At 66.0% G+C, this 16308-nt stretch carries 15 protein-coding genes and 1 tRNA gene; 6 read left to right on the top strand and 10 right to left on the bottom strand.

The window, feature by feature from the left end; genetic code table 11:
- Position 1: 1 nt before the first annotated feature.
- From arsB to ACFPME_RS09780, 4 genes are read right to left on the bottom strand one after another with little or no spacing between them, the layout of a single operon-like run.
- The gene (gene arsB, locus ACFPME_RS09795; RefSeq protein ID WP_377304665.1) at positions 2–1084 is read right to left on the bottom strand and encodes an ACR3 family arsenite efflux transporter; all 1083 of its coding nucleotides are present in this window, start codon (positions 1082–1084) and stop codon (positions 2–4) included.
- On the bottom strand, positions 1074–1583 hold the full coding sequence (locus ACFPME_RS09790) for an arsenate reductase ArsC (RefSeq protein WP_377304662.1): 510 nt from the start codon (positions 1581–1583) through the stop codon (positions 1074–1076). The genes arsB and ACFPME_RS09790 overlap by 11 nt, the downstream gene beginning before the upstream one ends.
- Positions 1584–1590: 7 nt before the next feature.
- Positions 1591–2055 carry an ArsI/CadI family heavy metal resistance metalloenzyme gene (locus ACFPME_RS09785; RefSeq protein WP_377304660.1) on the bottom strand — a complete coding sequence of 155 codons (465 nt, stop codon included), beginning with the start codon at positions 2053–2055 and terminating at the stop codon, positions 1591–1593.
- A complete protein-coding gene (locus tag ACFPME_RS09780) occupies positions 2052–2429 on the bottom strand; it encodes an ArsR/SmtB family transcription factor (protein WP_377304658.1) in 378 nt (125 codons plus the stop codon). Before ACFPME_RS09780 ends, ACFPME_RS09785 begins: the two co-directional genes overlap by 4 nt.
- Positions 2430–2749: 320 nt before the next feature.
- Here ACFPME_RS09780 and ACFPME_RS09775 point away from each other — a divergent pair, with 320 nt between their 5' ends.
- Both ACFPME_RS09775 and ACFPME_RS09770 read left to right on the top strand, forming a co-directional pair.
- Entirely contained in the window at positions 2750–3148 is a 399-nt protein-coding gene (locus ACFPME_RS09775; protein ID WP_377304656.1) for an FHA domain-containing protein, read from the top strand.
- On the top strand, positions 3124–4845 hold the full coding sequence (locus tag ACFPME_RS09770) for a protein kinase domain-containing protein (RefSeq protein ID WP_377304654.1): 1722 nt from the start codon (positions 3124–3126) through the stop codon (positions 4843–4845). Before ACFPME_RS09775 ends, ACFPME_RS09770 begins: the two co-directional genes overlap by 25 nt.
- Positions 4846–4887: 42 nt before the next feature.
- On the opposite strand, the gene ACFPME_RS09765 is transcribed toward ACFPME_RS09770, so the two are convergent.
- Together ACFPME_RS09765 and ACFPME_RS09760 are read right to left on the bottom strand one after the other, a co-directional pair.
- A complete protein-coding gene (locus ACFPME_RS09765) occupies positions 4888–5736 on the bottom strand; it encodes a LysM peptidoglycan-binding domain-containing protein (protein ID WP_377304651.1) in 849 nt (282 codons plus the stop codon).
- A 65-nt stretch (positions 5737–5801) separates the two neighbouring features.
- A complete protein-coding gene (locus tag ACFPME_RS09760) occupies positions 5802–6080 on the bottom strand; it encodes a 2-hydroxyacyl-CoA dehydratase (protein WP_377304649.1) in 279 nt (92 codons plus the stop codon).
- Positions 6081–6272: 192 nt separating this feature from the next.
- Here ACFPME_RS09760 and ACFPME_RS09755 point away from each other — a divergent pair, with 192 nt between their 5' ends.
- From ACFPME_RS09755 to ACFPME_RS09740, 4 genes are all read left to right on the top strand, one after another.
- The gene (locus ACFPME_RS09755; RefSeq protein ID WP_377304647.1) at positions 6273–7835 is read left to right on the top strand and encodes an efflux transporter outer membrane subunit; all 1563 of its coding nucleotides are present in this window, start codon (positions 6273–6275) and stop codon (positions 7833–7835) included.
- Positions 7825–9003, top strand: a complete 1179-nt coding sequence (locus tag ACFPME_RS09750; protein WP_377304644.1) for an efflux RND transporter periplasmic adaptor subunit — start codon at positions 7825–7827, stop codon at positions 9001–9003. Before ACFPME_RS09755 ends, ACFPME_RS09750 begins: the two co-directional genes overlap by 11 nt.
- Entirely contained in the window at positions 9000–12125 is a 3126-nt protein-coding gene (locus ACFPME_RS09745; protein ID WP_377304642.1) for an efflux RND transporter permease subunit, read from the top strand. The genes ACFPME_RS09750 and ACFPME_RS09745 overlap by 4 nt, the downstream gene beginning before the upstream one ends.
- Positions 12126–12365: 240 nt before the next feature.
- A complete protein-coding gene (locus ACFPME_RS09740; RefSeq protein ID WP_377304640.1) occupies positions 12366–14018 on the top strand; it encodes an MASE1 domain-containing protein in 1653 nt (550 codons plus the stop codon).
- Here ACFPME_RS09740 and ACFPME_RS09735 read toward each other — a convergent pair.
- From ACFPME_RS09735 to mutY, 4 genes are all read right to left on the bottom strand, one after another.
- Positions 14005–14427, bottom strand: a complete 423-nt coding sequence (locus ACFPME_RS09735; protein ID WP_377304638.1) for a hypothetical protein — start codon at positions 14425–14427, stop codon at positions 14005–14007. The genes ACFPME_RS09740 and ACFPME_RS09735 overlap by 14 nt on opposite strands.
- A gap of 219 nt (positions 14428–14646) precedes the next feature.
- Positions 14647–14722: transfer RNA gene (locus ACFPME_RS09730), tRNA-Phe, on the bottom strand.
- Between the two features lie 84 nt (positions 14723–14806).
- A complete protein-coding gene (locus tag ACFPME_RS09725) occupies positions 14807–15085 on the bottom strand; it encodes an oxidative damage protection protein (protein ID WP_377304636.1) in 279 nt (92 codons plus the stop codon).
- Positions 15086–15144: 59 nt separating this feature from the next.
- On the bottom strand, positions 15145–16191 hold the full coding sequence (gene mutY, locus ACFPME_RS09720; protein ID WP_377304634.1) for an A/G-specific adenine glycosylase: 1047 nt from the start codon (positions 16189–16191) through the stop codon (positions 15145–15147).
- Positions 16192–16308: the final 117 nt, after the last annotated feature.

Below are 16308 nucleotides of genomic sequence, written 5' to 3'. Positions count from 1 at the left end.
TTCAGGTGTCTGCGGGGGCGGGCACCGGTTTCCCGTCGAACCAGTGTCCGGTGCGGTTGACGATGCGTACCACAGACAGCATCACCGGCACCTCGACCAGCACGCCGACGACCGTGGCCAGCGCCGCGCCGGAACGCAGGCCGAAGAGGCTGATCGCCGCCGCCACCGCCAGCTCGAAGAAGTTGCTGGCACCGATCAGCGCGGCCGGGCCGGCCACGCAATGGGGCACCTTCAGCCAGCGGCTGAGGCCGTAGGCGATGCCGGCGTTGAGATAGACCTGGATGACGATCGGCACCGCCAGCAAGGCGATGATCAGCGGCTGCGCAAGGATCGCCTCGCCCTGGAAACCGAACAGCAGCACCAGGGTGGCGAGCAGGGCGGCGGTCGACCACGGGTCGAGGCGCTGCAACGTCGCATCCAGCGCGGCCTGGCCGCGCCGTCGCAGCAACCAGCCGCGCCACAGCTGCGCGGCGATCACCGGCACCACGATGTACAGCAGCACCGACAGCAGCAGCGTGCCCCACGGTACATGGATCGAGGCAACGCCCAGCAGCAGCGCCACGATCGGCGCGAATGCCACGACCATGATGGCGTCGTTGAGCGCCACCTGCGCCAGCGTGAAGTTCGGCTCGCCGCCGCACAGCCGCGACCATACGAACACCATCGCCGTGCACGGCGCGGCGGCCAGCAGGATCAGCCCCGCGATATACGCATCGTGCTGCCCGGTCGGCAACCACGCGGCGAATACATGCCGGATGAACAGCCAGCCCAGCAGCGCCATCGAGAACGGCTTGATCGCCCAGTTCACCAGCAGCGTGATGCCGATGCCGCGCACCTGATGACGCACGCCGGCGAGTTGCGCGAAGTCGACCTTCAGCAGCATCGGCACGATCATCAGCCACACCAGCGCGGCGACCGGCAGGTTGATGTGCTGCACTTCGGCCACCGCCAGCATTTCGAATACCGCGGGGAGCGCATGCCCGAGCGCGATGCCGGCGACGATGCACAACGCCACCCACACGCTGAGGTAGTGCGCGAAGAAACCGATCCGCGGCGGTGCGGCGGCGTCGGGTTCAGTGTTCATGGGCGCTGGCCGTCCGGGCGATGTCGCGCAGTTCCTGTTGCGTCGCGATGCGGTCCAGCTTGTCCAGCGGCAGCGCCAGCAGCAGGTCGATGCGCCGGCGCAACATCATCCAGGCCGACTGGAACGCGCGCCGGCGTTCGTCCTCGCTGCCGCCGACCGATGCCGGATCAGGCACGCCCCAGTGCGCAGTCACCGGCTGGCCGGGCCAGATCGGGCAGACCTCGCCGGCGGCGTTGTCGCAGACGGTGATCACCATGTCGATGCCGGGCGAGTCGGCCTGCGCGAACTCGCCCCAGCTCTTGCTGCGCAGCGGCTCGTTGTAGCCGAATGCCCGGGAAAGTTCGGCCGCGATCGGTTGCACCTTGCCGCTGGGAAAACTGCCGGCGCTGTACGCGCGGAAGCGCCCTGCGCCGAGTACGTTCAGCATGGCCTCGGCCATCACGCTGCGGGCGGAATTGCCGGTGCACAGGAACAGCACGTTGTACGGTTGGGTACGCATGGCCATCTCAGCAACAGTTTGCGTTCGGTCCGCACGACGCTGCGGGTTTGCTGTCGGTCGCCGGGCGGCAGCACGTGGCGCCGCTTTCGTTCGGTGCGCTGGTGTAGCTGGTGGCTTCGCCGTGCGTGAGGAAGCTCTCCCAGCGCACGCCCTGCGGATCCTCGGCCCAGAACTTGTCCGAGCGCGCGTAGCAGCAGGTCGTGCCTTTTTCCGCCAGCGCGACGGCATCGGCGGCCTGCAGACGCGTGCCGATCGCGGCGAGTTCGGCATCGTCGTCGGCCTGCATGCCCAGATGGTCCACGCCCGCCTGGCGGCCGCGCTGCGAGATCGCGAAATTGACCCGGGGATCGTCCAGCATCCACTTCGCGTAATCGGGTTTGATCACGCTGGGCGCAGCACCGAACAGCGTGGTGTAGAAACGGATGCTGCGGTCGAGCTGGTCGACGTTCACGTGGACATGGAAGCGTTTCATCGTTTGCTCCTTGCCGGCAGGCAGGTGGTGGCGGGCGCGCAGCCGGCGGTGGCCGATCCTGCGCAACAGTTCTCGCTGAGGAAGCCGAGCAGAGCGTTCATTTGCGGATAGTTCGCGCGGCACTGGATCACCCTCCCGCGCCGCTCGTCGCTGACCATGCCGGCCCGGCGCAGGATGTGCAGGTGGTTCGTGAGCGTCGCGCCGGCCAAGCCGGTTGCCGCGGCCAGTTCACCTACGGCCAGGCCTTCTCCGCCGGCCTGCACCAGCAGGCGATACAGAGTCAGGCGGTGCTCGTGGGCAAGCGCGTTGAGGCAGGCGAGCGCGTCTATTGGTTTCATATTTCGTAAAATATAGAAATAACTATCCAGAATCAAGATCTGTGGTCGTGCTCGCCTGGCGTGCAGGGGGACCGCGAAGAAGCCAGGACTGATCATCACCACTAAAGCACGCGGCGATAACGACAATCCCGGAAGCGACGGCAGCGGCGGGCCGTGGGAGGCGCCGGCCGATGGGGCAGTTGGTTATAGTGCACACCACTCCGGAGTCCTGAAATTCAATGAACAGTCGTGGTCAAGCACCGTTTCCCGTGCCCGGTGAACGATCCTCAGGGCCGCAGGGAACCCGTTTTTTCTCTACCGAGGCGCTGCGGCAGTACGCCAGCGACGCCGCGGACGCAACGGACGCCCGGATCAGCGTGCACGAGCCGGTGCTGGAGGGCAGCAGCAGCGGCATCGTCGGGCGCCGCTTTGTGCTTCGTTCCGGGCGGCAGGCCATCGGCCGCCGGGCCGACAACGCAATTGTCGTCGACGACCTGAGCGTGTCCGGCTGCCACGCCTGGATCACGAACCAGCACGGCCACTGCGTCATCATGAATACGTTGTCCACCAACGGCACGTTCGTGAACGACCGGCGCATCCATGAAGCGGTCCTGCAGCATGGCGACCACATACGGCTGGGACAGGCCGAGTTCGTGTTCCTGACCCGTGAGCGCGATTCGCCCGCATCGGTATCGTGGCGCTGGATCGCCCTTGTCGTGGGTGTGCTGACCGCGGCCCTTGGCATCGCCGCATGGTGGTTCTCGGGGTCGCCGTGAGCGAAGGCGCCATCCCTGCGACGGTTGGCCGTTACCGCATCGACGGCGTCCTTGGCCAAGGTGCGATGGCGATCGTCTACGCGGGCTTCGATCCAGGCATCGAACGCCAGGTGGCCATCAAATGCCTGCATCGGGAGGTCGCGGCGGATCCTGCCTATCAGCGCCGCTTTCTGATCGAGGCGCGCGCGGCTGGCCACCTGACCCATCCGCACATCGTCACGATCTTCGACGTCGGGGAGACCAGCGACGGCCGCTCCTACATCGCGATGGAGCGTCTGCCGGGCGAGACGCTCGCCAGCCGGGTCAGTCGCGAGGGCTTTCCACCGTTGCCGATGATCATCCAGCTGGTGGGCCAGCTGGCGGCCGCGCTCGATTACGCGCATGCCAACGGCGTGGTCCATCACGACATCAAGCCAGAGAACATCATGCTCGCCGATGGCTGGGACTACGCGAAGATCAGCGACTTCGGCATCGCCGAACGCCGCGCCTTGCCGCGCGATGCCGGCGGCCCGTCGGCGGAAACCGGCGGCACGCCGGCGTACATGGCCCTCGAGCGCCTGCGCGGCGAGCCGAGCGATGCGCGCAGCGACCTGTTCTCGTTGGGCGTGGTGCTGTACTGGCTGCTCACCGGCAAGCTGCCCTGGCCGGAATTCGGGAACGTGGCGCAGCTGATCAGGAAGCGCCAGCGCTCGCCGCGGCCGTCGATGCCGCTGCGCGACCCGGCCACGCCCGCGATCCTGATCAGCATCACACGCACCTTGCTGGCGCCCCTGGCGGAGTCGCGCTATCAGCGAAGCGCGGAGGTCATCGACGATCTGCGTCTGGCCGCCCGTGAATACGAGCGCGAGCGCGAGACGCCGCTGGCCGGTCGCATCGTTTCGCTGCGGCTGCGCTGGGCCGGCGGCCTGGGCGCCATCCTGAGTCTGGTGCTGGCACTGGGGCTGGCCACGATCTATGCCAAGCAGAACGCCGCGGTGAACGGCCTGGCGCAGGATTTCGGCGGCTCGATGGCGCGCATGATTGCCGACGAGTCGGCCGAGAACCTGCTGCTCGGCGATGACGCAGCCACGCGCGCCCTGGTCAAGGATGTTTCGCGCAATCGGCAGATCCACTACCTCGCCATCGCCGATCGCCAAGGCGCCGTGATCGCCAGCACCCGGACGGACGAAATCGGCGGCAAACTGCTGGCGCCGGACGGACAGGCGAGCCGGTCGCAGTCCGATGAAATACGCAGCTACCGCGACCGAAGCGCCGGCGCCCGCCATCAGGACAGCATGTTGCTGTTCGACGTGGCGGTGCGCTACCAGACGAAAACAGTGGGCGAGCTTCGCCTGGGAGTCAGCAACGCGCCGTTGCTCTCGGCGCAACGGACCACGTTGTGGGTGATCCTCAGCGTCCTGCTGCTGACCCTGGCGGCGGTGGTGGGCGCGGCGTACTGGCTGTTCCGCCGGCCGCTCGGCATGCTGGACCTGCTGGGCGAGGCGATGCTGCGGGTGGCGCGCGGCGATTTCCGCCATCGCATCCGGCTGGCCCGCCGCGATGAATTTGGCCGTCTGTTCGCCAGCTTCAATCTGATGAACGGCGCGTTGCAAAGCCGCCAGCATCGGTCTGCAACGGCGGCGCTGGCCGCCCTGCCCGAAGATATCAGCCTGCCGACACGCATCCTGCCGGCAGTGGACGGCGATGAGATCTGCTAGACGTGACGGCACCGCCGTCGTCGGCAGAGCGGCGCGCAGCGCTCAGTACTGCTTGAGCCGATGCTGCAGTTCGAGCGCCCGCGTGCGATAGACGATGGCCGGCTCGTAACCGGGGTCGATCGCCAGCAGGCGGTTCCACAACGCAATGGCCTGCTCCAGTTGCTGGTCGCGGTACAGCACGATCGCGCGTTCGTGATAGGAGCCCAGCAACTGGGTGCGCAAGGCGGCCGTCTTGGCGTCGACCGGCTTCAGCCGCGGGTCGAGAGCCAGGGCTTCGCCCAGACGGGCCAGTGCCTGATCGTTGTGGCCCTGATCGAGCAAGCCCACGCTTTCGTCCTGCAGACGCCGTGCCTTGGCTGTGCGGGATTCGGTTACCGCGGCAACATCGCGATGATTGGTGTCGACGACAAGCGCTGGCGCCTCGACGGCCACCGGCGCGCTTCGCCCGGACTTCGGCATGTGCAACGTCTCCCCCACGCGCAGCATCGACGGATTGGTCGAGTTGTTGTAGCGGGCGAGGATCAGGAACAGGTTCGCGTCACCGAGGTAGCGGGCGGCCAGGCTGCTGTAGGAATCGCCCGTCCGCACGACGTGCGGCTGCCATCCTTCGCCGAGCGATCGCTGCGGATCGGCGGTGAGCTGATGCAGCATGGCCCGCGCCGCACGGTCGGCGGGATGCTGTTTCAGGTACTGCTGCAGGTCGGCCTCGCCGTCGGCGTAACGGCCAAGCTGGAGCTCGTTGTTGATGATCGCTGACAGCGAGCGCGGGTGGCGATCCTGGATCGGCGCTACCGGCGGGGAGGATGCCGTCGGCCGCGTTACCACCACCGAGGATCGCCGGTCCGGCCTGGTGCAGCCGCTCACGGCAAGCAGCGCCATGGAAAACAGCATCGCCCGCGCTCGCCAAGGCTTGCCCGTGGGTCGATTCGGCCATGGCAACCGCCGCCATATCGGCGTCATGACTTTCGTGCGCGTCGGGGCTTCGCCTGGGCGGCAGCGATCAACTGCTGCAAGTAGGCGATGCCTTCCTCCTCGGGAAAGAACGCCACCACGTCGGCGACGCTCAGATCGTGCCGCTTGCGCAGGACCAGGAACTCCTCGCGCGCCATCGCCAGGCGCTGGGCCGCCACGGCCTTCTTGCCGAGCGGCCTGGCCGGCTGCTGCTTCTCTACCTTGCGCTCGAGTTTGGCGAGCTCTTCCTGGAATTGGCGGAAGTCGTATTTCTGGGTGGTCATGGCGTCGACGCGTATCAGTGAATGCCGAGTTTCTCACGTCGACCGGCTGACGGGCCACGCGGGGGGCTTGCTCGCGCGATGGGCGCCGCACGCCCAGCCCCGTGGCGGCATGACTTCCGGCAGGGTTTTCGCCGTTCCATGTAACGATATATCGTTACATTCCGGTTTGGATTCCCTGGAAGACACGCTCGCATGAAGATGACGTGGGGCGATGTGTCAGCCAAGTCCGCACGGGCATCTGCAAGGTTGTCCACCCGCCGGCTGCCTGGCCGGCTTGTCCTCGCGATGCTGGCCTCGCTACTGGCCGGCTGCGCCGTCGGGCCCGATTTCAGCAAGCCGGCCGCCCCCGAGGTCGGTGATTACACGGTGCACCCGCTCGCCGCCACCGCTGGCAGCACGAACATCGTCGGCGGCGAAGTGCAGCGCTTCAACCGGGGCGGCGACATACCCGCCGACTGGTGGACGCTGTTTCACTCCTCCGAGCTGAATGCGCTGATCGAGCAATCGCTAGCCAGCAACCCCGACCTCAAGGCGGCGCAAGCGGCGCTTTCGGTGGCCAGGGAGAACGTCCTGGCGGGGCGCGGCGCCAACTATCCCGCCGTCGCCGCCGGCATGTCGGCAAGCCGCCGGCAGGATCCGCCCGGCGCGCTCGCGCCCGTGCCCAGCAACAACGCGTTTCTGTACAACCTGTTCACTCCGCAGGTAAGCGTGTCGTACGTGCCCGATGTGTTCGGGCTGAACCGGCGAGGGGTGGAGTCGTTGCAGGCGCAGGAGCAGGCCGTTCGTTTCCAGACCATCGCTACCCGGCTCACGTTGACCGCCAACGTGGTGGTCGCCGCGATCCAGCAGGCTTCGCTGCAGGCGCAGGTGGAGGCGACGCGCCGGATGATCGAAGCGGACACCCGCATGCTGGAAATCCTGCGCTACCAGTCCGCCAGGGGTTACGCCGGGCGGCTCGACGTTGCCGCGCAGGAATCGCAATTGGCGCAAGTCGCCGCCACGCTGCCGCCACTGCTCAAGCAACTGGCCCAGCAGCATGACCTGCTGGCCGCGCTGGCCGGCCAGTTTCCGAGCCAGCTGCCGGATGGAGAATTCACGCTGTCGAGCCTGCATCTGCCGCAGGATCTGCCGCTGAGCCTGCCATCGACGCTGGTGGCGCAGCGCCCGGATGTGCGCCAGGCCGAGGCGGTTCTGCACGCCGCCAGTGCCGAGGTCGGCGTCGCCATGGCGAACCGGCTGCCGAATATCTCGCTGAGCGCCAATGCCGGCAGCACGGCGTTGGCGATGGGCCGGCTGTTCAAGGCGGGCACCGGGTTCTGGAGCCTGGGTGCGAATCTGGCGGCGCCGGTTTTCCAGGGTGGCACGCTGCGGCACCAGGAGCACGCGGCGAGGGCGGCGTACATGGAGGCGGCCGCGCAATATCGCAGCACCGTGCTCACCGCCTTCCAGAATGTCGCCGACACGCTGGCCGCGCTCGAACAGGACGCCGCTGGCCTGACGACCGCGGCCAGCGCCGCCGATGCTGCAAAGGTGACGCTCGATCTGTCCCGGCGGCAATGGAAAGACGGCTACGCCGGCTACCTGTCCGTGTTGAGTGCCGAGCAGGCGTATCAGCAGGCGCAGGTCAATCTGGTGCAGGCGCGGGCGAATCGCTATGTCGACACCGCCGCGCTGTATCAGGCGCTGGGCGGTGGCTGGTGGCATCGCGCGGATACCGCCCATGCCGTTTCGACTCGGGATGCAGATGAAAAATAGATCGTTCTCCGGGGTACCTGAGGCCATGCGTCGTGGCGGGCTTTCCATCGCCATGCTGATGGTCGCGCTGGCGGGGGCCGGATGCTCGGCGTCCGGCGACCACGCCGACGCATCGGCGGCGCCGGTCAGCGCCAGCAACGTCACGATGACGGCCACCCAGCGTCAGCACATTCGTCTGCACACCGTGGCGCCGTCGACCTTCAGCAAGACGGTCGAGACCACCGGCGTGGTGGATTTCGACAACGACCGGGCCACGGCGGTGCTGGCGCCGTTTTCCGGCCCGGTGACGCGCCTGCTGGTGTCGCCTGGCGACAAGGTGGAAAAAGGTCAGGCGCTGGCTTGGGTGGATTCGCCGGATTTTGCGCAAGCTGTCAGCACGTACCGCAAGGCGTTCGCCACCGCGCGCAATGCGCGTCGGCTGGCCGATATGGACAAGGACCTCGTGCAGCACGACGGCGTCGCCCCGCGCGAGGAGCAGCAGGCGCAGACCGACGCGGCCAATGCCGAGGCCGACCGCGATGCGGCCTTGCAGGCGCTTGCCTCGCTGGGTGTCGACAGGCAGGTCGTCAGGGATGTCCAGGCCGGTCGGCCGGTGCCGCGCATCGAGGGCAGCATCCGTGCGCCGGTGTCCGGGACGGTGGTGGAAAAATTGATCACGCCGGGGCAGCTGCTGCAAGCCGGCAGCACGCCTTGCTTCACCGTGGCTGATCTGTCGCGGGTGTGGGTGATGGCGCAGGTGTCCGGTTCCGAGCTGGCGTCGGTCGGTATCGGCGATCCGGTGGATGTGGTGACCGGCACGTCCTCGAAGAATCTGCGCGGCACCGTGGCCAACGTCTCCGCCCAGGTGAATCCCGACACGCGCGCGGTGGCGGCGCGGGTGGTCGTGGACAATCCCGATGACCTTCTGAAGAAGCACATGTACGTCAGCGTGCGCATCCATTCGCGCAGGCAGAGCACGGGGTTGCTGGTGCCGGTCTCGGCCATCCTGCGTGACGACGAGAATCTGCCGTTCGTCTACGCCGCCCAGCGCGATGGCAGCTTCGCGCGGCGGCACGTGACCCTCGGCTATCGCGACGGCGATCGGTACGAAATAGCCGACGGACTGGCCGCGGGCGACCAGGTCGTGGTCGACGGCGGCATCTTCGTGCAGTTCATGCAAAGCCAATGAGCGATCCATTGCCCGCCGCCGCGCCGCCGTCGCGTACGGCTTCGATCATGAACCGGATCGTCTCCGCCTCGCTGCTGCAGCCTTTTCTGGTCATCCTGATGACGCTGATCCTGACCGGTGCAGGCGCGCGTTCGCTGCAGCGCCTGCCGGTCGATGCCTACCCCGATCTTTCGCCGCCCAGCGTCGAGCTGGTCGCGCAATGGCCCGGCCACGCTGCCGAGGAAGTGGAGCGGCTGATCACCGTGCCGGTCGAGCTCGGCATGACCGGCATCGCCAGAACCACCAACACGCGTTCCGTCTCGATGTACGGCCTGTCCGATGTCGTCATCACGTTTCAGGATGGCACCGATCACAACCTTGCCCGCCAGGAGGTGTTCAACCGCCTCGGCGATCTCGACCTGCCCGACGGTGTGAAGCCGTCCGTGTCGCCGCTGTCCTCGCCGTCGGGCCTGATCTACCGGTACGTGCTGCAAAGCACCGACCGCTCGCCGACGGAACTGAAAACGCTCGAGGACTGGATCATCGAGCCGCAGTACCGATCCGTTCCCGGCGTGGCGGACGACTCCGGCTTCGGCGGCGGCACCATGCAGTACCAGGTGCTGCTTGACCAGGCGAAGATCGCCGCGGTCGGCCTCTCCGCCACTCAGGTGGAAGCCGCGCTGGCCGCCAACAACGGCAACGCCGGCGGCGGCTTCTATTCCCAAGGCGGCCAGTTCTATTACGTGCGCGGCAGCGGGCGGCTGAGCACGCTGGATGACATCGGCAACGTGGTGCTCGCCGTGCACGACGGCACGCCGGTACTGCTGAAGGACGTCGGTCGCGTGACCACCGGCATTGCGCCGCGGCTGGGCGAATTCGGCTTCGAGAAGCAGGACGATGCGGTGGAGGGCGTGATCTTCCTGCGCACCGGCGAAAAGACCCAGGATGTGCTGACGCGGGTCGAGGCGAAGACGAAAGAGCTCAATGATCACGTGCTGCCCAAGGACGTCAAGGTGGTGCCGTTCTACGACCGCTCCGACCTGGTCGCCGTGACCACCCAGGTCGTCAAGCAGAACCTGTTGCGCGGCATGCTGCTGGTCGTCGTGATCCTGGTGTTCTTTCTGTACGACTTCCGCGCGGGACTGATCGTCGCCGTCACCATTCCGCTGGCGTTGCTGTTTGCGTTCATCTGCCTCGACCTGCAGAACGCATCGGCCAACCTGCTTTCCATCGGTGCAGTGGATTTCGGCATCCTGGTGGATGGCGCGGTGGTGATGGTGGAAAACATCTATCGCCAGATCGCCGAGCGCCAAGGCACGCCGCTCAACATCAGGGACATCATCGTCGACGCCGCAGCGGAAGTGGATCGTCCGATTTTCTATGCCATCGCGGTCATCGTGGTCAGCTTCCTGCCGATCTACGTGCTGTCGGGACCGTCCGGAACGCTGTTCAGGCCGATGGCGGACACGATGGTATTCGCGCTGGTCGGCTCGCTGATCGTCACATTGACCTTGCTGCCGGTGCTGTGCGCCTGGCTGATGCGCAAGGGCGTGCATGAGCGGCGCAACGGCATTTTCGAGGCGATCAAGGCGGTCTATGCGAAGGGGCTGGACTTCTGTCTCGCGCATGCCTGGGGCACGACGTCGGCCTGCGCCATTTTGCTGGCCGCTTCGCTGCTGCTTGTTCCGCGCATCGGCGCCGAGTTCATGCCGCAACTTGACGAAGGCGCGCTGTGGGTGCGCGCAACGATGCCTTACACCATTTCATTCGACGAGTCGGCGAAGATCGTGCCCAAGGTGCGTGACATCCTGCGCTCGTTTCCCGAAGTCACCACGGTCGCCTCCGAACACGGCAGGCCGGACGACGGCACCGATTCGACCGGCTTCTTCAACGCCGAGTTCTACGTAGGCCTCAAACCGTATTCGCAATGGACCGGCAGCTACCACGACAAGGCCGAACTCATTGCTGCGATCAACCGGAAGCTGCAATCGTTTCCCGGCATCATCTTCAACTACACACAGCCGGCCGAAGATGCGGTGGACGAGGCCGAGACCGGTTTGAAGAGCGCGCTGGCGGTGAAGGTGTTCGGCCCTGACCTCGGCACGCTGCAGCAGAAGGGCAAGGCGATCAAGCGCGTGCTGGAGAATGTGCGCGGCATCCGCGACGTGACCCTGGTGAAGGAACTCGGACAACCCAGCCTGAGCATCACGATCGACCGCGCCGCGATCGCCAGATACGGCCTGAACGTCGCCGACATCAACGGCCTGATCAGTACCGCCATCGGCGGAAGTGTGGCTACGCAAGTGGTGCAGGGCGAGAAGCAGTTCGATCTGGTCGTCCGCCTCGAGAAGCGTTACCGCGACAATCCGGAGGAAATCGGCAACATCCTGGTCGCGACACCCGCCGGGCAGCAGATTCCGCTGAAGGAACTGGCGGACATCGGGGTGACCAACGGCGCTTCCTTCATTTACCGGCAGGATAATTCTCGCTACATCGGCGTCCAGTTCTCGGTGGATGGGCGCGATCTGGCCGGGGCCGTGGAGGACGCCATCGCGCAGGTCGGCAAGAAGGTCGGCCTGCCGCAGGGCTACCGGCTGGACTGGGGCGGCGAATATTCCGAGTACACCGCTTCGCGCGCGCAGATGAACGTGATCCTGCCGCTGACGCTGTCGCTGATCTTCCTGTTGTTGTTCACTCTCTACAGCAACTTCAAGTTTCCATTCATCACCGTGCTCGGCGTGCTGCTGTCGGCGCCGGTGGGTGGCATCGTGGCGCTGTGGGTCACCGGCACGCCGTTCTCGGTATCTTCCGGGATCGGCTTCCTTGCCCTGTTCGGCGTCTCGGTACAGACCGCCGTCGTCTACATCTCCTATGTCAACGAACTGCGCCGCGGCGGGACTGCCCTCAACGAGGCGATCCGGGAAGGCGCGATCCTGCGCCTGCGTCCGATCATGATGACCGCACTGGTCGCGGCGCTGGGTCTGTTGCCGGCAGCGTTGGCCACCGGCGTCGGCACCGACACGCAGCGGCCGTTTGCTCTGGTCATCGTCAGCGGGTTGTTCACCCGGCTGCTGATCAGCATCTTCCTGATGCCGGCGCTGTATGCCCTGGTGGCGCGGCCGGATGATCGACTGGAAGTCTGAGTGGCCCACCCCTGGTCCGCCGGGATTTTGACGGTGGACGCAGCGCGTGGAGGGCTTGACATGCGTTCCTGCCATTGCAGCGGCGGCGCAGGTGTAGGACTATCGGCGCAGTTCTTCGGGGTGGACTGCTTCGTCTATGACGTCGCAGTTTCGATACGGTTTCAGGGGCATGATCCGTATGGGTGGGTTCTCCCCGTCGTTCCTGCCGATAGGAACGCCTGATTGCCAGAGGGTCGCCGGATGAAAGACGGATCACGACGGAACGTATGGCTGCGGCACGGCGCGATAGCGCTGGCGTACGCACTCGGGTATGTATTGCTGCGTCAGGTGTCTTGGTCGCACTGGGTGCTCTTCTCGGGCTACCGTCTGGCGGTGCTGCTGCTGGTGCCTTACCGCTACTGGCCGGCCTTGGTGGTCGGCGAGTTGGGCCCGGTGGCCTACGTCAGCTTCTCGTGCATCGAGACGTTTGGCTGGGTCTGGTCCAGCCTGATGCTGGTGCCGCCGATTGCCCTCGCCATGCCTGTGGTCAGGGCCTGTCGCGACCGACTGAACATGATCCCGGCCCGTGGTCCGGTGCGCATGGGGGCCGTGCTGATATGCACGTTGGCGGTGTCCGCATTGTGGACTTTCATGAACATGGCTGCCCTTTCGGTGGCCAAGGCTCCTTCCGGTTTTCCGCCGATCAACTATAGCGTTGAGGCTGCGCGGTGGTTCATTGGCAACTATCTGGGCATCCTGACCTTGGTCCCCCTGGTGTTGATGGTGTGGGAGGGCAGGGCGAAGCGGGCCGCATCATGGCGTATGGGCCTGGAGCGTGCGTTGCGCGGCCGCTTGGCAATTGAGGTGGCGGCCTTTGTGGTGCCGGCGCTGGCGCTGCTGGTATGGATCGGGCTGGAGGCGTCGGGCGAAGGATCCCGCCAGGTTGCGCGGATGCTGATGTTCCTGCCGGTGGTCTGGCTTGCGCTACGCCATGGCTGGCACGGTGCCGCCATCGGTGGCACGGTCGCCAGCGTCGCGGTGGTGCTGACCATGCCGGAGCTCTACGACACGTCGACGTTGCAGGCGGAAGTGTTCGTGGCATTCGCCGCCACCTCGATGTTGCTGTTCGGAAGCCGGATCGCAGTGCTGCACCAGCAAAAGGGGCAGGGGAGCGAACTTGCCGGCAGATCCCTCGACCTGGCCCGCCGCATCCAGGCGCAGTGTGAAGCGCAGCTGCGCCAGACATCGGTCGGGATCGAGCTGATCAGTGAAACCATTCATGCGACCGAAGAACTGATGTTCGAACGGCTGCGGCAGACGCGGGTGACGGTTGACCCCCGCGAATTCCGGCGGCGGACGACGGTTACCCGGGAGCAATTGTTCCAGTTGGCGGACGGCCTGAACCCGGTAACCCTGCGTGAGCATGGCCTGGTCGCCGCGCTGCGGAGGGGCGGCATTGCACGCGCCCTGAATACCCAACGTATCGGCTACTGGTGCGCGGCGCGCGGCGGCATCGATCAATTGTCGAGTCCCGTGCAACTCGCTCTGCATCGGCTGGTATCCGAGGCGATCACCTACTTGTGTTCCATCCACAGCGTGGGCGACCTTACGGTTCGGCTGCGCAGCGGGCGACATGCCGGCCGACGCTGGGCTGTGGTGCGGATCGATGCATTGTTCTCGGCGGACCCCGGGTTACGCGTGCGCGGCGGTCCGCTGCTTCACCGGCTGGCCGCCACCGGCCTGGGCATCGATGCCATCAGGGACCGCGCGGCTCTCTACGAGGGAACCGTGAAGGTACACGCCAGCGCACACGGCGAATGCATCAGTGCCATGGTCTACGATGACGAGGCCCGCTCGAAGGAATGGGCGGTGCCGGTCGACAGCACCACCCCGGAACTCTTCAGTTTCCGTTGACGTGCGTGCTGCACTCGACCGGATTGGTGCAGGTCGATATGGCCTGGAACATGACCGCGCCGCTGGTCTGCGGTGTGGCGGTCATCATCATCGTATCGTCCTGATAGACCGTGGCGCCCGGTGAGGTGGTGACGGAAGCATCCTGCGGCATGCGGAGATCCTGCGCGGCACTGCCCATCGGCAGCGGCAGGAAAACGTCACCCGCATTGGCCAAAGCCACCAGGACCTGGCCCGAGTTGTCGTTGACCTGGACGTACTTCACGCCGGACTTCACCCACGTATAGACGTGGTAACCGGGCATGCTGCTAACGTCGGGCGTATCGGTGGGCCATGCGCTGCCCAATCCGGCATCGGGCTGCTGCTGCGCCAGGACGGGCCCGGCGAATGCGAGCATCAGGCCGGCGAGCAACGTCGATCGAACGGCGAATCCATTTCCTTTCATGCGGGTATCCCCTTCGTTGTGGATGGTTGCCGCCCGAATGTAGCACCGTTGATCGCCAGCGGAATGTGTCCAGCGACATATCATTCGACCCGACATCGCACCACGCGACCACCGGCGACTCAGGTCGAGACTGCACCCAAAAACATTGAGCCCACTCGCGAAAGTGGGCTCAATGTTTGCTGTACATGGTGGCCGGGGACGGAATCGAACCGCCGACACGGGGATTTTCAATCCCCTGCTCTACCAACTGAGCTACCCGGCCGGAAATCTGGGAAACCAAGGCGCAGCCGCGAGGGTTGCGGATGGTGCGTGGAGCCGCGCATTAGACCGAATGCGCGGCGTTTCGTCAAGACTCGCCGCCCGGGGCGGTGAAGCCGGCGGCCTTGGCGAAGTCGCCGCCGAACAGGAATTTCTCCATCTCCTCGCCGAGGTATTTGCGCGCCTTCGGGTCGAGCGGGTTCAGCCGGTACTCGTTGATCAACGTGGTCTGATGGGCCAGCCACTGCTGCCAGGCGGGCTTGGATATCTCGGCGTAGATGCGCTGGCCGAGCGGGCCGGGCCAGGGGGCGAAGTCGAGGCCTTCGGCGTCGACGCCGAGCTTGGCGCAATGGATCGTACGGCTCATGGTTCGTGTCCTTGTCTACTGTCACATTCGGCGCTGGATGCGAAGTTTGCGTCATGCCTTCACCCAGCGTCGTTGATCTGCAGCAACAATGTTCGCACGGGCGCAGGCAGGCCGAGTGCGCCGATTTCGTCGGCGCTGCACCAGCGCAGGTGCGGATCGTCGGCGATACCGCGTTGCGCCTTCGCTCGATCGAACAGCAGCGGCTCGATGTTCAACCGATAGTGGCTGAACACATGGGTGAACGGGGCGAGGGCTTGCGCGTCGTCGATCTGCGCGTGCTGTTGCGCGATGCGCCACGCACCTTCGGGATCGGCGGCTTCAGGCAGGCTCCACAGACCGGACCAGACGCCTTGCGGGCCGCGGCGCTCCAGCAGCACCTGGCCCTGGTTGTCGCGCAGGACAAGCATCACGGTGGCGCGGGTCGGGATGGTCTTGCCGGGCTTGCGGCTGGGCAGCAGCGCGGTGAGATCGTCGCGGTACGCGACGCAGTCGCCGGCCAGCGGGCAATCGCCACAGCGCGGGCGCGAGCGCACACAGAGGGTGGCACCCAGATCCATGATCGCCTGGGTGTAGTCGGCCACGCGGCTGGTCGGCGTATGCGTGTCGGCATGCAGCCAAAGCTGCCTTTCCACCGCGCTTTCGCCGGGATGGCCGTGAATGCCGTGGTAGCGGGCCAGCACGCGTTTGACGTTGCCGTCGAGGATCGCGAAACGCAGCCCGTGCGCCTGTGCCAGGATTGCGCCGGCAGTGGAGCGGCCGACGCCGGGCAATGCATTCAACGCCTCGAAATCGCGCGGCAGCTCACCGCCATGTTGTTCGGTGCAGATCTGCGCGGCGCGGTGCAGGAAGCGCGCGCGGCGGTAGTAGCCGAGCCCTGACCACAGCGCCAGCACGGTGTCTTCATCGGCGGCGGCGAGATCGCGAAGCGTCGGCAGCGTGCGGATGAAGCGTTCGAAGTAGGCGATGACCGTGGCGACCTGGGTCTGTTGCAGCATCACCTCGGACAACCATACGCGGTAAGCGTCGCGCGGGTGCTGCCATGGCAGGTCCTTGCGGCCGTACTGGTCGTACCAGTGCAGCAGTCGAGTGGCCAGTGTTGCGCTCATCGGTTCTCCCGGGGCGCGACGAACCGCGATAAGCCGTTGCGTTTCATCTGTTCACCCTGAGCCTAGTCCATCGGGATCGAAGGGCCACCCTTCGACCTCGGTGAACGGCCTGGTTCG

Source organism: Rhodanobacter umsongensis, assembly GCF_042654965.1.
GTDB classification, from domain to species: Bacteria; Pseudomonadota; Gammaproteobacteria; order Xanthomonadales; family Rhodanobacteraceae; genus Rhodanobacter; species Rhodanobacter umsongensis.
This window is presented reverse-complemented; position numbering and strand designations above follow the sequence as displayed.

Coding starts and splice junctions, on each gene's coding strand:
- ACFPME_RS09755 (WP_377304647.1), top strand. CDS start 6,273: ATGAAGATGACGTGGGGCGATGTGTCAGCCAAGTCCGCACGGGCATCT.
- ACFPME_RS09750 (WP_377304644.1), top strand. CDS start 7,825: ATGAAAAATAGATCGTTCTCCGGGGTACCTGAGGCCATGCGTCGTGGC.
- ACFPME_RS09725 (WP_377304636.1), bottom strand. CDS start 15,085: ATGAGCCGTACGATCCATTGCGCCAAGCTCGGCGTCGACGCCGAAGGC.
- ACFPME_RS09790 (WP_377304662.1), bottom strand. CDS start 1,583: ATGCGTACCCAACCGTACAACGTGCTGTTCCTGTGCACCGGCAATTCC.
- ACFPME_RS09770 (WP_377304654.1), top strand. CDS start 3,124: ATGGTGGTTCTCGGGGTCGCCGTGAGCGAAGGCGCCATCCCTGCGACG.
- ACFPME_RS09760 (WP_377304649.1), bottom strand. CDS start 6,080: ATGACCACCCAGAAATACGACTTCCGCCAATTCCAGGAAGAGCTCGCC.
- arsB (WP_377304665.1), bottom strand. CDS start 1,084: ATGAACACTGAACCCGACGCCGCCGCACCGCCGCGGATCGGTTTCTTC.
- mutY (WP_377304634.1), bottom strand. CDS start 16,191: ATGAGCGCAACACTGGCCACTCGACTGCTGCACTGGTACGACCAGTAC.
- ACFPME_RS09745 (WP_377304642.1), top strand. CDS start 9,000: ATGAGCGATCCATTGCCCGCCGCCGCGCCGCCGTCGCGTACGGCTTCG.
- ACFPME_RS09740 (WP_377304640.1), top strand. CDS start 12,366: ATGAAAGACGGATCACGACGGAACGTATGGCTGCGGCACGGCGCGATA.
- ACFPME_RS09765 (WP_377304651.1), bottom strand. CDS start 5,736: ATGCTGTTTTCCATGGCGCTGCTTGCCGTGAGCGGCTGCACCAGGCCG.
- ACFPME_RS09785 (WP_377304660.1), bottom strand. CDS start 2,055: ATGAAACGCTTCCATGTCCACGTGAACGTCGACCAGCTCGACCGCAGC.